Below are 19,097 nucleotides of genomic sequence, written 5' to 3' on the forward strand. Positions count from 1 at the left end.
GAAGAAATGAGGCTTTGTTTTTAATCGGCGATTACTCTTCGTCGATTACTGCTTGATAGCCTTCGGCATTAAGCAGATTTTCAATTTCTGCCGTATCAGAAGGCATCACGCGGAAGAACCAACCGTCACCAAATGCATCGCTGTTTACCAGCTCAGGAGAATCTTCAAGGGCTTCGTTAATTGCCAGTACTTCACCTGAGATTGGAGCGTAGATGTCAGAAGCAGCCTTAACTGATTCAGCAACGGCACAATCTTCACCAGCAGTTACAGTATCGCCAACGTCTGGAAGCTCAATGAATACCATGTCACCCAAAAGCTCCTGGGCGTGCTCACTGATACCTACGGTATAGCTACCGTCTTCTTCTTTACGGATCCACTCGTGTGAAGATGCGTACCTCAATTCAGTCGGAATATTGCTCATTGTTCTTGATCCTTATTTCTATTGTTCTAATTCTGTATTAAAAGGCTTGTTTACCATTGCGTACAAACGAAGGCTTGATCACTTTAACCGTAACGCGCTTCTTACGCATTTCGACTTCAGCTGTATCACCAATACTTCTTGGGACACGAGCCATGGCGATAGAGTAGCCTAATGTTGGTGAGAATGTACCACTGGTAATAATACCTTGCTGCTCATTACCTTCACCATCGGTGAAGAAGATAGACATACCTGGACGGATAACGCCTTTGGCTTCCATTATCAGGCCAACCATCTTCTCGGTACCGGCAGCCTTGATTGCTGCGAGTGCTTCACGACCGTTGAAATTACGATCTTCTGGCTCCCATGCTATGGTCCAGCCCATGTTAGCCGCGAGTGGGTTAACACTCTCGTCCATATCCAGACCATAGAGGTTCATGCCAGCTTCGAGGCGTAATGTGTCACGTGCACCAAGGCCACATGGCTTAACGCCAGCTTCGAGCAGTGCCTGCCATAGCACTTCGGCTTCGGCTTCAGGCACTATGATCTCGTAACCTGTTTCGCCTGTGTAACCGGTAGTGGCAATAAATAGTGAGCCTGACTGTACGCCGAAGAAAGGCTTCATGCCTTCAACCGCAGCATTCTGATCCGCATTAAATACGCTAGCAGCTTTGGCTTTGGCATTAGGACCCTGGACGGCAATCATCGCCAGCTCAGGACGCTCGGAGATCACCACGTCGAAGCCTTTAACTTCTTGTGCTATCCAAGCCAGATCTTTTTCGCGAGTCGCAGAGTTAACCACGATGCGGTAATGAGTGTCGGTAAGGTAATAGGTGATGAGATCGTCGATCACGCCAGCGCTATGATCTAACATTCCGCCGTAAAGCGCCTTGCCAGGTATCTTAAGCTTAGCGACATCGTTCGCTAATAATTTACGCAGGAAAACACAGGCGTCTGTGCCAGTCACATCGACAACTGTCATGTGAGACACATCGAACATGCCAGCGTCTTGACGAACCGCATGATGTTCTTCGATTTGAGAGCCATAGTTAAGCGGCATATCCCAACCGTGGAAATCTACCATCTTAGCGTCTGATTCTAAGTGCTTGTTAAAGAGTACAGTTTTATTAGCCATTATTATCTCGTTATTATGCCCTTTTCGGGTCTAATCTGGCGTAACTACACAGCTATCTGCTCGGCTTAGCTTCTGTATCAGAAGAAATCCAGAACAGAAACACCTAGCGTAGGGTACATACGGCCAAAGTGTGTCTGCAAACATATTACCGCCATCAAGATTGGCTATTTAAATAGCCGGCCGTAATACATGCATCAATTGCGTTAGATAAAATTGCATCGAAGAGTTTGATTTAAGACAAAATCTCATCGGTACTAAAATGCGCCGAAATTATACCTCGCAACACCGTTTTGTATACAAAAAATTTTTCTAATCCGAACCATTTTGTCATTACTTTTTCTCATGTCGAAAATGTAGTTTTTTTACACATATGTATTGTGTACACATTCACATAGAATAACTTATTGAAAATCGGGGGTTAATCATCACAATCGAATCAGTGTCTAGTCTTGCTTACATAGCTTGGGCAGGCTGTTTTTGTTACCCATGGCCTGCTGTATAAACAGTGTTTTCACAGGAGAAAGGTTATCGACTAAATTTAAGCCAAAATCACGGATTGCTTTCTTAAGCGGATTGCTACCTTCGAATAAACGCTTGAAACCTTCCATTGCGGCTATCATCTCCAGGGCATCGGCCTTACGCCAACGCTCCAGAGCACGTAGGTTAGCGTAATCGCCGATATCTTTTCCGTCTAGTTTGAGCTCGGTGATGGTCTCGATAATCGCCGCCGCATCTAAGAAACCTAAGTTAACCCCCTGCCCCGCCAATGGGTGTATGGTGTGAGCCGCATCGCCAGCCAGTAACATACGGTGACGGGCAAAGTGACGAGCGTAACGCATACGCAAAGGAAAGGCCTGGGGCTCACATTCGAGCTGACACATGCCCATGCGACCGTCGAACTCAGCGGTGAGGGTGCGCTCAAACTCCTGTTTACTCGCGGCCAATAATTGCTGCGCCTTTGCCGGTGGCACCGACCAGACGATGGAACATAGATTATTTTCATATAGCGGCAGGAAAGCCAGTGGGCCATCTTTGAGAAACACCTGACGAGCGGTAGCTTGATGAGGCAGCTCAGTGCGGATACTAGCAACCACAGCATGGTGACCATAATCCCAGAAGGTCATGGGGATCTTACACTGCTCACGCACCCAAGAATTAGCGCCATCGGCACCGATAACTAAAGCGGCACTGATATTATCGCCATTGTCTAAGGTCAGCCAGGCCTCACGTTCACCGAAGGCTATCCGGTCTAACTTGTGATTTTGCAGATAGGTTATCTCATCGAACTCGGCCGCCCGCTTAGACAGGGCAAAACGTATGTTATCGTTTTCGATTATGCTGCCGAGATACTCTTCACTAAGAGAGTGAGCGTCGAAACCTATCTTGCCCAGACTGTCCTTGTCCCAGACTTCCATCTTCTGATAAGGGCTAACGCGCTCATCATCCAGATAACTCCAGGCACCTAAGTTTTGCAGTAAGCGTTGACTCGCCTTATTGATAGCGCTGACCCTGAGTCTGGCTTCGCCGGAGACAGCTTGTGCCTCACCCGCATCGATAACCACTACTCGCAGTTCATCCATCGCCAGCCCGATAGCGGTAGCTAATCCCACCATACCGCCGCCAATAATCGCTACATCATAGGTTTGCATTGCACTTGAGTTTGTGTGCATCTCACTTCCTTCACTTAAGATCTACAAGGTTATATGTAAGTTCGTATGAATCTTTTAATTAGCCCTTGCCTTATAGAGAGCAAGAGCAAACTTTTAAATATCTGTTATTTAAATATCTGTTATATAGAACAAGAGCAATCTTTTACCTGAGACTTTTAAACATCCCTTATTAGAGAGCCTAGCTTACCGACTTCCAGCCCATGGCGGTTCTTGCTACTGGCACTTTCAATGGCGGCATCCAAGAGAGTAACCTTAAGCCCAAACTACGGCCGATAACCAGAGGCCAATGGTCGTTAGAAAAGCTGCGCACCAGGAACTCAATATTAGTCATGGTACTGTTTCTGTCTTTTTCTCGGCTGTGCAGATAAGCGTGGGTCAAGCTGGCCGAGCCAAGGTCAAGCATATCTTCGCTGGAGCCTTCATCGAGCAAGGCCTGCTTTATTACATCTAATAAACTAACTAAGTCCCGCAGGCCCAAGTTAAACCCTTGACCGGCTATGGGATGCAGAGTCTGCGCCGCATTACCGATAAACACAGTTCTGTGATAGATGGGTCTGGGCATATGTGACAGCAGCAAGGGGTAGGATAAACGCTCACCCACTTGGGTAAATCGCCCGGCGCGGAAACCAAAGGCTGCCTGCAACTCGGCTAAAAACTCATCTTTAGCAATAGACTGTAAGCGCTTGGCATCACTAGGGGTAAGCGCCCAAACCAGGGACACTCGCGGATTTCCCTTAAGCGGCGCCATAGGCAAGACGGCTAAGGGACCGGTATTGGTGAAACGCTCGAACGCCCAGTTTTCGTGGGGCTTATCTGTCTCGATATTAGCCACTAAGGCTACTTGCTCAAAATCCACCTGCTCCAAAGGGAGCCCGAAGGCTTGCCTAACTCTGGAATTCACGCCATCGGCGGCCACCAGCAGGGAAGTTTTGATCTGAGTGCCATCATTGAGTGTCAGCAGCTGACAATCGGTTTGGGCCTCAACATGAGCTAATGAACCTGGGCAATGCAACTGGATATCACTCTCTTGGAGCAAGTTAAACAGCACCTGACCGACCCGCTCTAACTCCACAACCTGACCTAAGTTCTGCAGATGAAAGTCTTCGGCGTTGAGCTCAGTCATGCCGAAATGGCCACGATCTGAAATATGTATGTTCTCTATGGGCGTCCCAAGATGGGCAAGCTTAGACCAGAGACCCAGGCGTTTTAGCTCGAAGATAGAACCGTGGGCGATGGCGATTGAGCGCGCATCAAATCCCGGATGTTCACTGCCGGGTTTATGGGCTTCAATAAGGGCTATTTTGAGAGGCCGGTTTAACTCTTGGCTCAATTTTTTAAGCCCCAGAGCTAAGGTAGCACCGGCCATCGCGCCGCCAACAATGGCAACATCGACCCGGCTTATTTCCTGGGGCTGCAGAGTATGGGGGCTTGTTGTATTGATGTTTTCTTCTATATCAGCTGTCATTGGTCTTCTCTAATTTGCCGCAACGTTTATATGGGCCGCGGCAAGTCTAGATACAATAATGAGATAGGGTTAGTTTAATGGAATACGTTGGCTTCTTTTTGATTTGGATCCGTCAAATCCGGACCAAATTCAGAATAGCAGAGCAGCGCAGCCATCTTGGCAAACTCCATCAATTCCATATAGGCCGACTCAGACTCTTCGTCTTCGGCCACATCGAACTCGACCTGGGCAATATCTGCCAGATCTTTGATGACTTCCTGTACGTCGGCAGAAGCCTTGTCTATTTTAGGCTGCACCATGGCAAGGCCCGTTAAGAAACTCTGTACCCATAATGACAGGGCCTCGACACGCTTAGTGAGAGGCTCTTCCTCTTCCGGCAACATGGGCGAGAAACCAAACTCGATATCCGAGACTCTGGTCAAGGTATCTTGATAAAGCTCTTCGATCAGAAGGTGGAGCTGTTCTGGCAAAGGCTGACCATCATTCATTAACTCAAGCAGAGGTTTAATCCAAGCATCTTTCGACAGCTCTACACCACCACAAATAATCCCCACCAGGGCACCATGAACTTCAACCGGTGTCTGGCCGATTTCGGCTGTATCTAAGGCTGCTAATAAATTATCTATACGTAGAGAAGGAGGGGTTGCCATAACTGTTTCCACAGGCTGAAAATACTCAGTCCATGCTAGCAGAAGTGAGACATACAGCCAAGAAAACCCGACACCAGTCTGCTCCAACTCAGATCCAACTAGAGTTATGGGGGAAAATAGCAACGAATTTAGTTGTAAGTAAATGAGGAATCGAGGAATCGAGAAGGTTCGAGACTAAGCCGAGAAAACGAGAACAAGCTCAGCTCTTCTCTCGCAGCCAACTTGTTGGCCTTCTCAAAGTGAGCTTGCGAACGTTCTCGAAGCGAAGCGACCTCGTAACTCACAGGAAGCGAGGAAAAACGAGGAAACGAGGAAACGAGGAAACGAGGAAACGAGGAAACGAGGAAACGAGGAAACGAGGAAACGAGGAAACGAGGAAACGAGGAAGCGAGGAAACGAGGAAGCGAGAACAAGTTTGTTTAGATATAGCCAAATCAGATGGTTCTAGTACCTAGCTTGAAAAACCTGACCAAATGTTTATAAAACATCCAAGTCTGTCTATCTAAACAACATTTAATCAAATATGGCTCACCTTAACGCTTACTCATCTTGCACTTTGCGATTTAGACCGATATAGTCCGCTCAATACCCCATAACTAGGAGCCTTCGCGACATGAGTAGCCATGCTATTGATATTAGCTTACTAGGCCGTACATACTCCATCAATTGCCCGAAAGGACAAGAGAGAGCATTGCAGCATGTGGCGCAGAAGCTCGAAGTGCAGTTGAATTCGCTTAAAACACGAACTCACAATCTGAGTCGTGAAGAAGTAGCCATAATGGCTGCGTTAAATACTGGTTATGAATTGCTGGAAGAACAGCAAAAAAATCAAGATTATAATAAGCAGATGGATGAAAAAATCGGTCTGTTGCAGTCAACTATCGAAAACGCACTCGTTGAGCGTTCGATAAAAGAAGATTAAACTGTACGGATATTGTACTGTACATACTTACCGAGTATTTTTGACTATCACTCGGTAAGCCAGTACTGGTTAATTCGATACTCACAATAAGTATGATTTAATCAGTACCAAAATTTAGATCCGCAAGGCTCATCATCGCGATAGCAGATGAAAATAAGCCTTACTGATCACCAGTTTTGCTCCCTGGTATACGCGTCAGTCGGCAATGTCCCTGTGCCGATATTTACAAACCCAGGGTGAATGTTTTGATGACATTGAGCAAGCTCGGCTCGTATCGAGAAGCCTTAGGAGTTAATCATTTACCCGCCTTGAACCTACGGTTCAAGGGCTACGCCGGCAACGGTATTTTGGGGAGCAATTTAAATTCGACGTAAAGTTGAAATAAGAGAACCATTGCTGAAAAGTGATGGTTTTTTTATGTCTGAAAATTGTGACGATTTACAAGCAGTCCACCTTGAAACATCTATAGTTCAAGGGCTCTTTATAAACAGCGTGGCGGCAAGGGTATTTTGGGGAGCAATTTAAATTCGACGTAAAGTTAAAATAAGAGAACCATTGCTGAAAAGTGATGGTTTTTTTATGTCTGAGATTTAACAGTTAATCGCCGAAAAGCTAAAGACAAGACTAAGAAAGCTGGAAGGTTACAAGCCCTCAAGCTAGATTCCGGCCAAAAGCATACCGGAATGACATATGACGAATAGCACTCCGGCCTTATAGCCTCTTAGCTCTATCTTAAGCATTAAAGCATCATTCCCCTCAAGCATTTAAGTCCTTGAAACCAAGTCGGCCACAGGGCTACACTGTCTGGAGTGTTTAAACAGAGGAGCAAGATTGAAGATGCCGTTCACCCCAAGCGAAATAGCCCAAACTGAGCGACAATCAATCCGCACTCAGATCCGTCAAGCTCGCAGAGCCCTGACTGCCGAGCAACAATCTACTTATGCTACCCAAGCAGCCAAGCTTATGCTGACTCAGCCTAAGATACTTGAAGCTAAACATCTGGCCTTGTATCTGAGTAACGATGGAGAGCTCGACACAGCCCCCTTGATCCAAGCCTTATGGGCATTAGGCATTAAGCTTTACTTGCCACGCCTGCACCCATTTAGCCAAGGAAATCTCATTTTTATGGCCTATACCCCAGAGACCGAGATGTTGAAAAATTCCTATGGTATAGCCGAGCCTAAACTGGATATTCGCGGCCTTATTCCCAGTGAAAAATTAGATGTGATCATCACTCCCCTAGTGGCATTCGATACTCAAGGTAATCGTATGGGCATGGGCGGCGGTTATTATGATAGAACCTTAGCGAGTCATAGAAGCCAAGATAAACCTTATCCTGTGGGTTACGCCCATGACTGTCAGCAGCTCGATTCCCTGCCTTGCGAACATTGGGATGTGCCACTGCCACTGCTAATCACACCGACTCAGGTACTTAAATTTAATATCTAGACTTAAGCTTAAGACTCATCACAGGCTTACTGTGAACTAATTGCCACTTTCTTTTCTTAATTGTTTAATATTCATAGACTTCAGTATGTCTACTTACACATTTAACAGCCTGGAAACGTGACCTTAGTCTCGTGGAGGGGGGATTCCTCCCCCTTTATCACATTATCAGACTAAACGTGACGTCTGAATCTGATATCAGATTAAAATGTGTTAATATCTCGGCACATTTTCCAATTAAATCATTTCATAAGGACTAAAATGAAATTACAACTTATTGCAGTTGCACTATTGGCTCTCGGCGCTACAGCTTGTTCTCAGCAAGAGACTCAAACACCTAACAGTGAACAAGAAGTTCAGGTTCAGGTAGAGCAAGTTGAAGCTCAGGTAAGTGACAAGGTTGAACAAGTCGCCGAACAAGTGAATGATAAAGTTGAACAAGTTGCTGTTGAAGTTAGCGACAAAGTTGAACAGGCTAAAGTTGAGCTTAATGACCAGGTTGAGCAAGCTAAAGTTGAGCTTAATGACAAGGTTGAACAAGCTAAAGTTGAGCTTAACGACAAAGCTGCGCAACTAAAAGAACAAGCAATCAAGTAAACAGCCAAGGGGAAGACTTAAGCTCTTCACCTAAGCGAAACTTGAAGCTTGACCATAAAAATGGAGCCTTGGGCTCCATTTTTATTTTACGTTATAGTAACTAAATTATTTTTAACTGTTTAGATCTCTTAAATATGAGATGGTCCCACAAGAACCGAAGGCAGCGTTTTTTATAGCCTCGCCCTTTGGCTGCAGATAAAAGCGATTGATGACCCCTGCTAAATTATCCATTTCATAAAACCTAGCAGGCGGCAAATAAACTCAAGCTCTCATTCCAAAAAATTATTTCATAAGGACTATGATGAAACTACCAATTATTACTGTTTCACTGCTGGCACTTTGTATTACCGCTTGCTCTGAACAAGAAATTAAAACCAGCGAAAGTAAGCCACAAATTCAATCCCAGCCACAGGCTCAACTTGAGCAAGTAAAAGAGTCTCAGCCTCAGGGAGATACCAGCCGCACATCATTGGATTGGCAGGCTACCTATTCAGGCGTGATCCCTTGCGCAAGCTGTGAAGGCATTAAGACTGTGCTGACACTGAAGCAAGATAACACCTATGTATTAGAGAGCATTTACTTAGGTACATCAGCTCCAGGAGAAAAGCCTAATGTCTTCACCGAAGCGGGTCCATTCCAGTGGAATGACGCAGGTAACACCATCAGCTTAATGGGTGATACCAGTGAGTTAGCTAAGCCTAAGCAGTATCGAGTCGGTGAGAGTCAGCTGATGATGTTAGATAGGCAAGGTAACACAATCACAGGTTCACTAGCCGACAACTACCGTCTAGAAAAAAAGGGATAACCCCTTAAGCCTAGAGGCTAAGAGCATGATAACCGTGAGTATATCATCATAAAAAATGGAGCCCTTAGGCTCCATTTTTTTTTACGTTATTTTACATTCTAGCTTAGATTATTGCTTAAATTTTGCCTTCAGGTTCACCTTGCTGAAGTCACCATCTCTGGCTTTTAGCATGATGTAATAGAAATCTTCACCTTCTGGGCGCTTAACGATAATGCGCTCGCGGCCAAGATCTTTGGTATCGGTAAAGTCATACTCATCCATAGTTGGAATCGCACCGAAACGTACATACATATCCGCTTCACCTTTACCGCGAGACATGATGAATTTAACCTTCTTCATATCACCGGGTACAAAAATCTTAAAGTAAAGAGCATCATCACTAGCCAGCTTCTTAACGCGAACGCCTGACTGTAACTCAGTGACCTCAATAGGTTCTACCGGGTCTACGGGCTCAGCATCCACATTAAACTCGGCTAACAAGTTCAGACCATCGAACGCATCGCTACTATCGAGTGTCACATAATAGTAATCACCGCCGACAATCTCAGTGACTAGCACTGACTCATCGTTGCCTGCATTTTCTGATGCCTGATCATAATCTGTGCTAGTCGCCCAAGCGCCGGCCTTAGCATACAGGTTCGCATCACCAGTTCCACCAGTAGAGCTGAACTGTATGTTCTCGGTTCCCTCTGGTACCCAGATGTAGTAATAAGCCGTACCACCGGAAACGCCTATCTTAGCCACACCATCGACTAGGTTAGAGTTCGCTGGATCACAAGCTTCATCAGTACACTCCTCTGGAGGACAAGAGTTAGTGTCTTCACAAGGCTCTACCGGACAAGTATCAGTCTCTTCACATGGCACAGGTGGACAGGTATTTGTCTCCTCACATGGTGGCGGCAAACACTCATCACCTTCACAGCCAGCTAACGGCTCATCGTTACTGGTAACTGTCGACAACCAGGTATTCCACTCTGCATCATACTGAGTACCGATTTCATTATCGATATAGCCAAGCCAGCCACTAGCGTCACCACCACGAGCTAACTCAAGTAGTTGATCCACATCGTCTCTGTGATTCTCGAATAGGAAACGCACACCTAAGTAACCCCAACGATAGACACGCTCACTACCACTGTTGTAAGTATTAGACAGGATCTCACTGAGTGTGAAGCTCTGACTACGGCCAGTCTCTACGGCCTCATCGTAACGGTTTTGATGGGAGATATACTCGGCTAAACCTTCCGACCACCACACAGACTTACCCGTGTCGATATCGAAATAGTTGAAAGCACCATACTGGTTGTATCGGCCATCGAGATAATGCACATACTCATGGCGTAGGTTCCATACCAGAATTTCATCAGTCCAGGTCGCTTCATGGGCGATAAATCTCGCCTGGTTGTCTACATCCGATGGCGTGCCTTCCAAATACATGCCGCCGTTGTCGGTGCCTATACCGAAGATGATGCCTGCATACTGGTTGTAGTCACTGTAGCTGTCGAAGATATTCACTTCTAAGTTAGTGTTGTTATCGTCGGCAACAGGCTGATACTCAGTGTCGAGTACTTCATGGAACAAGATCTCTTCACCGCCCATCAGATCACATGATGCTTGTAGCTCATCTGTGGTCAACTGCTGGGCACGGATATTGATAGTGTCGCTACATGAGTAGTTAATTGAAAGAATCGTCGCTTCAAGCTCTTCAGCCCAGCCACAAATTCCAAATTGCTCACACTCACCTGGGTTATACCAATCGAGGTAACCTGCGGCATCAGCCCACTCACTGGACATACGCTCGAAGTTATTCATGTATTCAACAACACCTTCGTTGAGGCGTGTCTTTAGGGCTGCAGAAAGTCCCCAATATTCCTGATACTCGTAGAAGCGGCCGAACTCATGAAAGGCATCGGAAGACTCATAACTATAATCTGAGTTATAGATATACTCAGAGGTCGCTATCTTAAGTAAGCCGTTAATTAAGCTTGTATGCGATTCTGCAGCACCTGTATAAGTCGCATCCCAGCTGCCGTAATAAAGTGTCGTCAGTGCCTTTGTTAGTGCGTATCTATGATCTGAATTGGCAAGATGCTCTGGGCTAAAGACTTCGAGATAGTTAGAAATAGCCTCGACACCTTCGTAATAACTGTCTGAGCTATCCCAGGCGATAAAGAACTCGGCGAGAGTGTTGCCCTGAGACGATGAGGTATCGGCAAAGTTAGGGTTCTTGGTGTACTCAACTAATAAATCACGAACCGCATGACTGGCTGTATCGTCGCTATAGGTCAAATCGTCATTGTAGTATTCGATATAGAAGGCGCCGCGAAGAAAGTAAAACAGGTTCAGCATCTCTGAACCTGTAGTACTGTCGTAGCTAGCTGCCATCGCCTTAGCAAGATTAGCCACATCGGCAACATTGGATGCCTGATAAGCCGCCACTGCAGTCGCATCATTTTCACGATAGAGATCTGAGATACAGTTAAAATCAGTAGTGCGAACAAAATCAAACAGATCTTGGCCTGTTAGTGAGGCAAACTCAGCATATTCAACACATGCCGCTGCAGCGGGACCTTGATTACCTTCGGGGCCGACCATGCCGGTCGCACCTTGAATTACACTCTTGTTAATCTTGCCTTGTTTAATCTGACTCAGACTCATAGAAAGGAATGAGCTTGGCGCCTTTCCAGGCTGACTTGCACTTGGCTTACTGGCCGTTTTGGCACTTGCATTAAAGCCGATAGCGCTAAAATCGGCGGTATTGAAGCTATTAGCACTTAAGGTATTAGCTGTAACAGTCGAAGTTAATGCTTCGACTGGTAGATCTTGAGTACTGGCATAGGCTGGCGCAATCGCTAACGAGCAAGCCAACATAATGAGATTCTTCTTGAACATGTGTCTCTCCAATTTGTTTTAGCCCTAGGCAAATAAGGCTAAACAGATGACATAAATTATTATTTATTATTTATTAACAAGTTAATTGATTTGTTTATTCGATTTAAGCACTTTCATTCTGCTTTACTGCTAGGTGAATGCACTAGAAGCACCGCTGCTGAACGGGCCCTTGTTATAAACTTGTTACGATACAGTTATATTTTATACAATATGCAAGATCAAGTGAATTTTACTTAAATTCACTTTTCCCAAAACAGGAGAATCAACATAAATGCCTATTTTTACAGGGCACACAAATCGGAGGGAAGCTGGAAAGCTAGATGGCTAGAAGGCTGCGAGCAATGAGGCTTAGGAAAAGGCTAAGAAATATAAGAAAGCAGAAAGGTAAATAAGGCTTCGAGCAGTGAGGCTTAGGAAAAGACTAAGAAATATAAGAAAGCAGAAAGGTAAATAATAGCGCTGGAAGGCGGTTCTTGCTTAAAGCGAACAGATTTTCAAGAATTTAAGCTGGATTCCGGCCAAAGGCATACCGGAATGACGGATATTTAGTGACGCTCTATCTTGAGCCCTCCAACATTCTAGAATCCGAGAATCCGAGATTACGAGAGTTCGAGAGTTCGAGAGTTCGAGAGTTCGAGAATCTGAGCTGGATTCCGGCCAAGGGCATACCGGAATGACATGTGACCATAAGCCCTGCAGCCTGCTTAGCTTTAAAACCTTATAGCTTTGTTACAGCTATACCTGCCAATCGATCTGTTTGGTTCCAAGAGATGCCAGTAATGCATTAGTCTTGGAGAAATGTTTACAGCCGAAGAAGCCGCGGTATGCCGATAGAGGTGAAGGGTGTGGGCCAGATAGTATATGGTGATGCTCTGATGTGATCACCTTGCCCTTCTTGATCGCATGGGCTCCCCAGAAGATAAACACTAGGGGTGTTTCCTGCTCGTTTAGCAGCTTGAGCGCGTTAGTGGTAAAAGTTTCCCAACCAGATTTACCATGGGAATGCGCCAGGCCCTGTTCGACGGTCAATACCGTGTTGAGCATTAATACCCCTTGCTCGGCCCAACTGGAGAGATGGCCATGATCTGGGGTTTTAAAACCAGTAATATCAGTCACCAACTCCTTATATATATTCACCAAAGAAGGCGGTGTTTTAACACCATGTTTAACCGAAAAACACAGACCGTGGGCTTGATTTGGCCCGTGGTAAGGATCTTGACCAATAATCACCACTCTCACCTTATCTAGTGGCGTCTTCTCGAATGCGGTGAATACCTCTTCTTGAGGAGGATATATGGCTTTGCCACTATCGCGTTCACTCTGAACAAACCCTTGAAGTTTTTGGTAATACACTAAGCTTTTCTCGGCTTCAATAAAGGTGTTCCAATTGGAGTGTACAGTCATAGCGTCCTCATTACAGGCTAAAAATAGTACAACGAAAACTCCCCCCTCAAGCTAAAGAGTCAGTCTTAAGTTGTAATTTTAAATAAACAAAAGTGTTACAATAAGAATCTCGAACAAGATACGGTTTACATTAGAAAATGCATCATCCTTCCCGCAAGAGCCACATTCGGGCTATATCGCTCAATAACAGAGCCGCAGGTTTCACCTTGATCGAACTTGTAGTGGTGATCATTATACTTGGAATACTGTCTGTGGTCGCCCTGCCAAAATTTATCAATCTTTCCTTAGATGCCCATGTATCTACGGTTAAGGGGACAGGCGGCGCATTTAAGTCAGGAATTAATCTGGCAAGAAGTGTATGGGCTGTGCGTGTTGGTTCAGGCCCCGCCGATGACCTCCCCACCTTCGGTGATACAGAATCTGGAGAGATGGACTTCAATGATAATGGCTGGCCAGCACAGCATTGGGGGACACCTGACTCCAATGATGACTCTCCCAAACTCGATAACACAGATGACTGCATCTCGGTCTGGGAAACGATTTTTGCGGGCAATGAGCCCAGTGTATCCAATAGCATCAGCAATGAAACTGATTATGTGGCGACCTATAATTTTGATAACTCATGCACCTATACATATTCAGCCAATACCAATCTCAGTATTACCTATGACTCACTGGACGGCAGCCTAGTTATCGATTCAGATCCACAAAACTAGCATTCAAGCTGGATTCCGGCCAAAGCATGCCGGAAAAACATGTGAAAACTAGCATCCGTTAATCTGGTTAAAATCTCATATAAATAATATGACTGCTTCATTAACGGCTAATTTACGTTAGTATTCGGCCACAGCTTTAAACTCCATCTTTGTTAACTTATTCCTAACCAGTGAGAGCACCATGTCAGAAGCAGAAAAAGAGACCACAATCTTTCAACTAGCCGATCAATTTATTGCCCTTGCCAACGAGATCAATGCTAAAGAACAAGATGTAAGTAAAGTCGGCACCGCCCTAAGATTCGCAGCTTCTCGCTTCAACGCCTTCGAGGCGGCATTAAAATCAGCCGATTTAGCAGCAGAAAAAGCCAATGCTCTCGAATGGTTCACTAAAGAATATAAAGAGATGCTCAAAGATAATCTGGATGATCATATTAACAATCCTCCACTTTCTAAGGAACTAGAGGCTAAAGAGCAAGAGCCAGCTAAAGATGATGCCGTGCAGGTGTTTACTAAATAAGAAGCTTTAAGTAAGTAAAAGTTCCGAGCTAAAGCGAAGAACACAGTCATACTGAACTTGATTCAGTATCCAGCTTAAATCTCGTAGCTCGTAGCTCGTAGAAAGAATAATGCCATCGTTCAGTGAATCACTGCGATGGCATTTTAATTTCTAAGTGCTAGAAACTAGGCACCGATCCCTAAATCGTCACAAGTACCCGCACGGCTAATAGGATCAGTACCACTCCCGATAGTTTATCGATCAATGCAGCCTTCTCTCTGAGTTTGGGCAAGACTGACTTATGGGACAGCAACATAGCGATAATCGTGAACCAGAGACCGTCAATAATCAGCGGCGTAAATACGATCAATGACTTGCCCCATAAGCTATCAGCAGCCATGACGAATTGACTGAATAACGCCAGAAAGAAGAGTAGAATCTTAGGGTTAAATAGCGAGATTGCCAAGCCATCTCTGGCGGCCGTAAATGAATCCGTCGATTTCCCCGCCACGAGTTTCTCAGACATACCGCCCTTAGAACGCAGGGCTTGTACCCCCATCCATGCAAGATATAGGGCACCTGTGATGGCAATACCATTAAACACCATGGGCGCTTTCTTAAGGACCACGGCCAGACCTAACAGGGTCACTAGGGCATAAATACCTATGCCGATAGAGTGAGCCCAGGCGCAGATAATGCCCTTGCCTCTGCCGCCTCCTAAGGTGTGCCTCACCACCATAGCCAGACTAGGGCCCGGCGACATTGCGCCTAAACAACAGATGGCCACTAAACTCAGCCAAGCAGTAAAACTCATACTATTTCCTTTTTATGCTTATTAGTGGATTAATCTCTACTCACTCAGGCCAATGTCACTCAGTCCTAACGTTAGTATCTCTGAATGAATCAGTCGAACAGCTTACAAAGTTTATCTGATACGAGCAAAACTCAATTGCAACAAATCGTTATATTCTATTTAGTCCCATTACTGGTCAATATGAGTTCCCCCTCAAGATTTCCGACTATGAGTTAACGGGAAAAACAGACATAAAAAATGGCTGCATAAGCAGCCATTTTTATATCATGATTTCCCAATGAATCTAACTAACCATTGGGAAATATAGTTAACTCGTCCCTTGTAATGTCATGATTTACTAATGAATCTAACTAACCATTAGAAGATATTGTTAACTCGTCCGTAGTAGAAGCCAGCGTTGTAATGTCATGATTTACTAATAAATCCAACTCACCATTAGAAGATATTGTTAACTCGTCCGTAGTAGAAGCCAGCGTTGTAATGTCATGATTTACTAATGAACCCAACTCACCATTAGAAGATATTGTTAACTCGTCCGTAGTAGAAGCCAGCGTTGTAATGTCATGATTTACTAATGAACCCAACTCACCATTAGAAGATATAGTTAACTAGTCCGTAGTAGAAGCCAGCGTTGTAATGTCATGATTTACTAATGAACCCAACTCACCATTAGAAGATATAGTTAACTCGTCTGTAGTAGAAGCCAGCGTTGTAATGTCATGATTTACTAATCAATCCAACTCACCATTGGGAAATATAGTTAACTCGTCCGTAGTAGAAGCCACCCTTGTAATTTCATGATTTACTAATCAATCCAACTCACCATTGGGAAATATAGTTAACTCGTCCGTAGTAGAAGCCACCCTTGTAATTTCATGATTTACTAATGAATCCAACTCACCATTAGAAGATATTGTTAACTCGTCTGTAGTAGAAGCCAGCGTTGTAATGTCATGATTTACTAATGAACCCAACTCACCATTAGAAGATATAGTTAACTCGTCCGTAGTAGAAGCCACCGTTATAATCAAATGGTCCACTTTCGTAGTAAACGCCACCGAGAGCACCTAAAGTGCCATCTTTTAGCTTTTGCGCTTCTTGATCAAAGATATTGTTCGCACCAACCGAAAACGTTAAACTTTCGAGAACGGCATAGCTAATTTCTAGGTCAAAGGTCACTGCAGCATCGGCAACTTCAGAGCCCCACTCAGTAGTATCATCAGCGTGTGTCGCATAATATTCGCCGAAATAATTAGCTCTAAGTGTCGTGCTTAATTTTGCCCAAGATTGGCCCCAAGTTAATGTCCCTCTATGAGCCGGAATACCATCTTCTAAACGACGAACCTTTCCTTCATCTGTAGTGTCAGGATCATACTTATCGACACTGGTATCATTCCAACCATAAGCCAAACTCAGGTTTGCATCGCCACTCAAAAACTCCGTCTCATAAGAACCAACAATATCGATACCTTGTGTCGTCGTGTCAAAGTCATTGGTATAAAAAGTTACCGCCGAAATAAGTTCAGGATGCTCAATACCCGCAGCCCTTAGCTCATCATAATCTTCCTCTTCTACCGCTATTTGGCTCGACTGCGCGAGACGGCCCGTTACTTCAATATTGTAGTAATCAAGCGTCAGAAAGAAGTTTTCATATTCAAATACAGTACCAAATGCATAACTGACAGACTCTTCTGGATTTAACACTTTACCACCATAGAATGCTGCAAGCGGGTTAGTTGGCGGAGCGATAAAGGTTTGGATCAAGTCACCGTTCACAATCGACGTCTGCGTGTTAACAACATTTTCTTGCCCTACTGTCGGAGCTCTAAAGCCCGTACTGTGAGATGCACGAAACGATAAGTAGTCAGTGGCAGAATATTGAGTCGATATTTTATAATTAAGGGTGTCACCGAAGGTAGAGAAGTCTTCATAGCGCAACGCAACACCCAACAACCAATCATCGGTCAGGTAGCCTTCTACATCAGCATAAATACCTATGTTATTGCGTGAGTTTTTACTTGCAGATTCTGGTCCAAAACCTTTAAAGCCATGAGAACCGATATTAAAGCCTTGATCAGCATAAGGTCCGGCAATCCAAGAGGATTCTTCGCCTTGTGTGATCTCAAAAGACTCTTCTCGCCACTCAAAACCTGTCGCAAAGCTCAGATCTTCAAGGGCACCTATGGTAATCGAGCGTGAAAAGTCGATATTGACTGTTGTTTCTGACTGCTCATAAGCACCGGTTTCAAAATCTGTAGGAGTATCTAAACCAAGAGATGGATTCAATGAGTTACGTAAACTAAATGTCGACTTATTATTACCCATTCCTGCACTGGCATCATAGCTCCACTCTCCGATATCACCTTTGATACCGGCGAAGAATGAACTGTCTTTCACGGTACCAGCAAATTGCGGGGTATAACCGCCTGGTCTAATTTGGTTCATAGAAAAACAGTTCGGATCTGCGAGCATATCCAGATAGGGCTGACTCGTCAGCACATTGCCATCTAGGATATTACCGTTTGCGTCGGTAACTTTAGGAATAGGAACCGCGTTACAGCTAGATTGATCACCGTTTAAGGCCCCAACAAGCAAGGTTTCGCCGTCATCAACTGAATATACGTTGCCACGGTTATGAGGATTACGATAATAGAATCCCCCCACAACATCCCTTGATGACAAGTTACCAAACGCATAGAGCTGAGCACTATCATTAATATCGAAGCCTGTATTTACAAATACGGTGTAATCATCTTTTATTTCAGGATTACCCCAGATTTGGGCTGGATCATTAACATCCATATTTCCCTGTGCAATCAAGTTTGCCGCATCCTGGCGCTGAACACTTCTACTGGTAGCATCGGCAGTTTTATATTGCGCACTGATATTAACAAAACCACTGTCGGTAAGAGGTAAACCGATATTTCCATCAATGGTGGTCGTCGCGCCATCACCTTTGTAATACTCCCCCTGACTGACAGTGATTGAGCCACCTTCTGCATCATCTTTTAATACAAAGTTCATCACACCGGCAATCGCATCAGAGCCGTATTGGGCTGATGCACCATCCCTTAATACTTCAACTTGCTTTAAAGCGACACCTGGAATGACCGAAATATCGGGGCCCTGAGCACCATCGTTAATGCCACCACCTTGGAAAGCAATGACTGAAGCACGGTGACGACGCTTACCGTTAACCAATACTAAGGTGCTATCTGAAGGTAATCCCCTGAGGTTAACTGGGCGAACCAGAGTAGCCGCATCACTAATAGGCTGAGCTCTGGAGTTAAAAGATGGCACCGAAGCCACCAACATATCAATCATGTCAGTTGAGCCATTTTTTCTTAAATCTTCACTATCGATAATGTCGATTGGCACCGGAGACTCACCTACTGAGCGTGGCGCTGAGCGTGAGCCTATGACTGCAATTCTTTCTACGCTTTCTGATATATTTTGATCTTCTGCAGCTAAAGCTTGTGTGCTGGCAAAGGACCCGGCTAGCGCTATCGAGATGGCTAAGCTCAGTGAACTAATCCCGAATTTATTATTATTACTCATGGTCATTATTCTCATTTAATTATTATATTTTCACTGCAGTCTTCACCTCATAGTTTCGTATAAATATCACTCAAATATGAAGTGGAAAGACCTACACAGCCAGAAACGC

General features: G+C 44.8%; 15 protein-coding genes and 1 other RNA gene. 7 read left to right on the forward strand and 9 right to left on the reverse strand.

The window, feature by feature from the left end; all coding sequences use genetic code 11:
• Positions 1 to 31 precede the first annotated feature (31 nt).
• The 5 genes from gcvH to SVI_RS16680 all read right to left on the reverse strand — a co-directional run bounded on the left by gcvH (position 32) and on the right by SVI_RS16680 (position 5,338).
• Positions 32 to 421, reverse strand: coding sequence for a glycine cleavage system protein GcvH (gene gcvH / locus SVI_RS16660; RefSeq protein WP_013052795.1), 390 nt, complete (start codon positions 419 to 421; stop codon positions 32 to 34).
• A 37-nt stretch (positions 422 to 458) separates the two neighbouring features.
• Positions 459 to 1,553, reverse strand: coding sequence for a glycine cleavage system aminomethyltransferase GcvT (gene gcvT, locus SVI_RS16665; protein ID WP_013052796.1), 1,095 nt, complete (start codon positions 1,551 to 1,553; stop codon positions 459 to 461).
• A gap of 443 nt (positions 1,554 to 1,996) precedes the next feature.
• Positions 1,997 to 3,202: an FAD-dependent oxidoreductase gene (locus SVI_RS16670; protein WP_013052797.1), complete on the reverse strand. Its 1,206-nt coding sequence runs from the start codon at positions 3,200 to 3,202 to the stop codon at positions 1,997 to 1,999.
• Positions 3,203 to 3,401: 199 nt separating this feature from the next.
• Complete coding sequence (gene ubiH / locus SVI_RS16675) at positions 3,402 to 4,688, reverse strand: 2-octaprenyl-6-methoxyphenyl hydroxylase (protein ID WP_083779914.1); 1,287 nt, start codon at positions 4,686 to 4,688, stop codon at positions 3,402 to 3,404.
• Positions 4,689 to 4,762: 74 nt separating this feature from the next.
• The gene (locus SVI_RS16680) at positions 4,763 to 5,338 is read right to left on the reverse strand and encodes a UPF0149 family protein (protein ID WP_041420439.1); all 576 of its coding nucleotides are present in this window, start codon (positions 5,336 to 5,338) and stop codon (positions 4,763 to 4,765) included.
• A gap of 613 nt (positions 5,339 to 5,951) precedes the next feature.
• Between SVI_RS16680 and zapA the strand changes: the two genes are divergently transcribed.
• The 5 genes from zapA (at position 5,952) to SVI_RS16700 (ending at position 9,108) form a co-directional block, all read left to right on the forward strand.
• Complete coding sequence (zapA, locus tag SVI_RS16685; protein ID WP_013052800.1) at positions 5,952 to 6,260, forward strand: cell division protein ZapA; 309 nt, start codon at positions 5,952 to 5,954, stop codon at positions 6,258 to 6,260.
• A gap of 177 nt (positions 6,261 to 6,437) precedes the next feature.
• Positions 6,438 to 6,618, forward strand: a non-coding RNA gene (gene ssrS, locus SVI_RS20925) — 6S RNA.
• Positions 6,619 to 7,097: 479 nt separating this feature from the next.
• Positions 7,098 to 7,709: a 5-formyltetrahydrofolate cyclo-ligase gene (locus SVI_RS16690; protein WP_013052801.1), complete on the forward strand. Its 612-nt coding sequence runs from the start codon at positions 7,098 to 7,100 to the stop codon at positions 7,707 to 7,709.
• Between the two features lie 258 nt (positions 7,710 to 7,967).
• A complete protein-coding gene (locus SVI_RS16695; RefSeq protein WP_013052802.1) occupies positions 7,968 to 8,303 on the forward strand; it encodes a hypothetical protein in 336 nt (111 codons plus the stop codon).
• Between the two features lie 298 nt (positions 8,304 to 8,601).
• Complete coding sequence (locus SVI_RS16700; RefSeq protein ID WP_013052804.1) at positions 8,602 to 9,108, forward strand: copper resistance protein NlpE; 507 nt, start codon at positions 8,602 to 8,604, stop codon at positions 9,106 to 9,108.
• 108 nt (positions 9,109 to 9,216) lie between these two features.
• Here SVI_RS16700 and SVI_RS16705 read toward each other — a convergent pair whose 3' ends face one another.
• Together SVI_RS16705 and ung are read right to left on the reverse strand one after the other, a co-directional pair.
• Positions 9,217 to 12,000, reverse strand: a complete 2,784-nt coding sequence (locus tag SVI_RS16705; protein ID WP_013052805.1) for a M9 family metallopeptidase — start codon at positions 11,998 to 12,000, stop codon at positions 9,217 to 9,219.
• 735 nt (positions 12,001 to 12,735) lie between these two features.
• Positions 12,736 to 13,404: a uracil-DNA glycosylase gene (gene ung / locus SVI_RS16710; RefSeq protein WP_013052806.1), complete on the reverse strand. Its 669-nt coding sequence runs from the start codon at positions 13,402 to 13,404 to the stop codon at positions 12,736 to 12,738.
• Positions 13,405 to 13,541: 137 nt separating this feature from the next.
• Here ung and SVI_RS16715 point away from each other — a divergent pair, with 137 nt between their 5' ends.
• Together SVI_RS16715 and SVI_RS16720 are read left to right on the forward strand one after the other, a co-directional pair.
• Positions 13,542 to 14,120 (forward strand): pilus assembly FimT family protein, encoded by a 579-nt coding sequence (locus SVI_RS16715; RefSeq protein ID WP_013052807.1) that lies wholly within the window; start codon positions 13,542 to 13,544, stop codon positions 14,118 to 14,120.
• Positions 14,121 to 14,301: 181 nt separating this feature from the next.
• The gene (locus SVI_RS16720) at positions 14,302 to 14,637 is read left to right on the forward strand and encodes a DUF3144 domain-containing protein (RefSeq protein WP_013052808.1); all 336 of its coding nucleotides are present in this window, start codon (positions 14,302 to 14,304) and stop codon (positions 14,635 to 14,637) included.
• 178 nt (positions 14,638 to 14,815) lie between these two features.
• Here SVI_RS16720 and SVI_RS16725 read toward each other — a convergent pair whose 3' ends face one another.
• Entirely contained in the window at positions 14,816 to 15,430 is a 615-nt protein-coding gene (locus SVI_RS16725; protein ID WP_013052809.1) for a LysE family translocator, read from the reverse strand.
• Between the two features lie 981 nt (positions 15,431 to 16,411).
• On the reverse strand, positions 16,412 to 18,988 hold the full coding sequence (locus SVI_RS16730) for a TonB-dependent receptor plug domain-containing protein (protein ID WP_157608719.1): 2,577 nt from the start codon (positions 18,986 to 18,988) through the stop codon (positions 16,412 to 16,414).
• Positions 18,989 to 19,097: the final 109 nt, after the last annotated feature.

It is taken from the genome of Shewanella violacea DSS12, from assembly GCF_000091325.1.
Lineage (GTDB): Bacteria > Pseudomonadota > Gammaproteobacteria > Enterobacterales > Shewanellaceae > Shewanella > Shewanella violacea.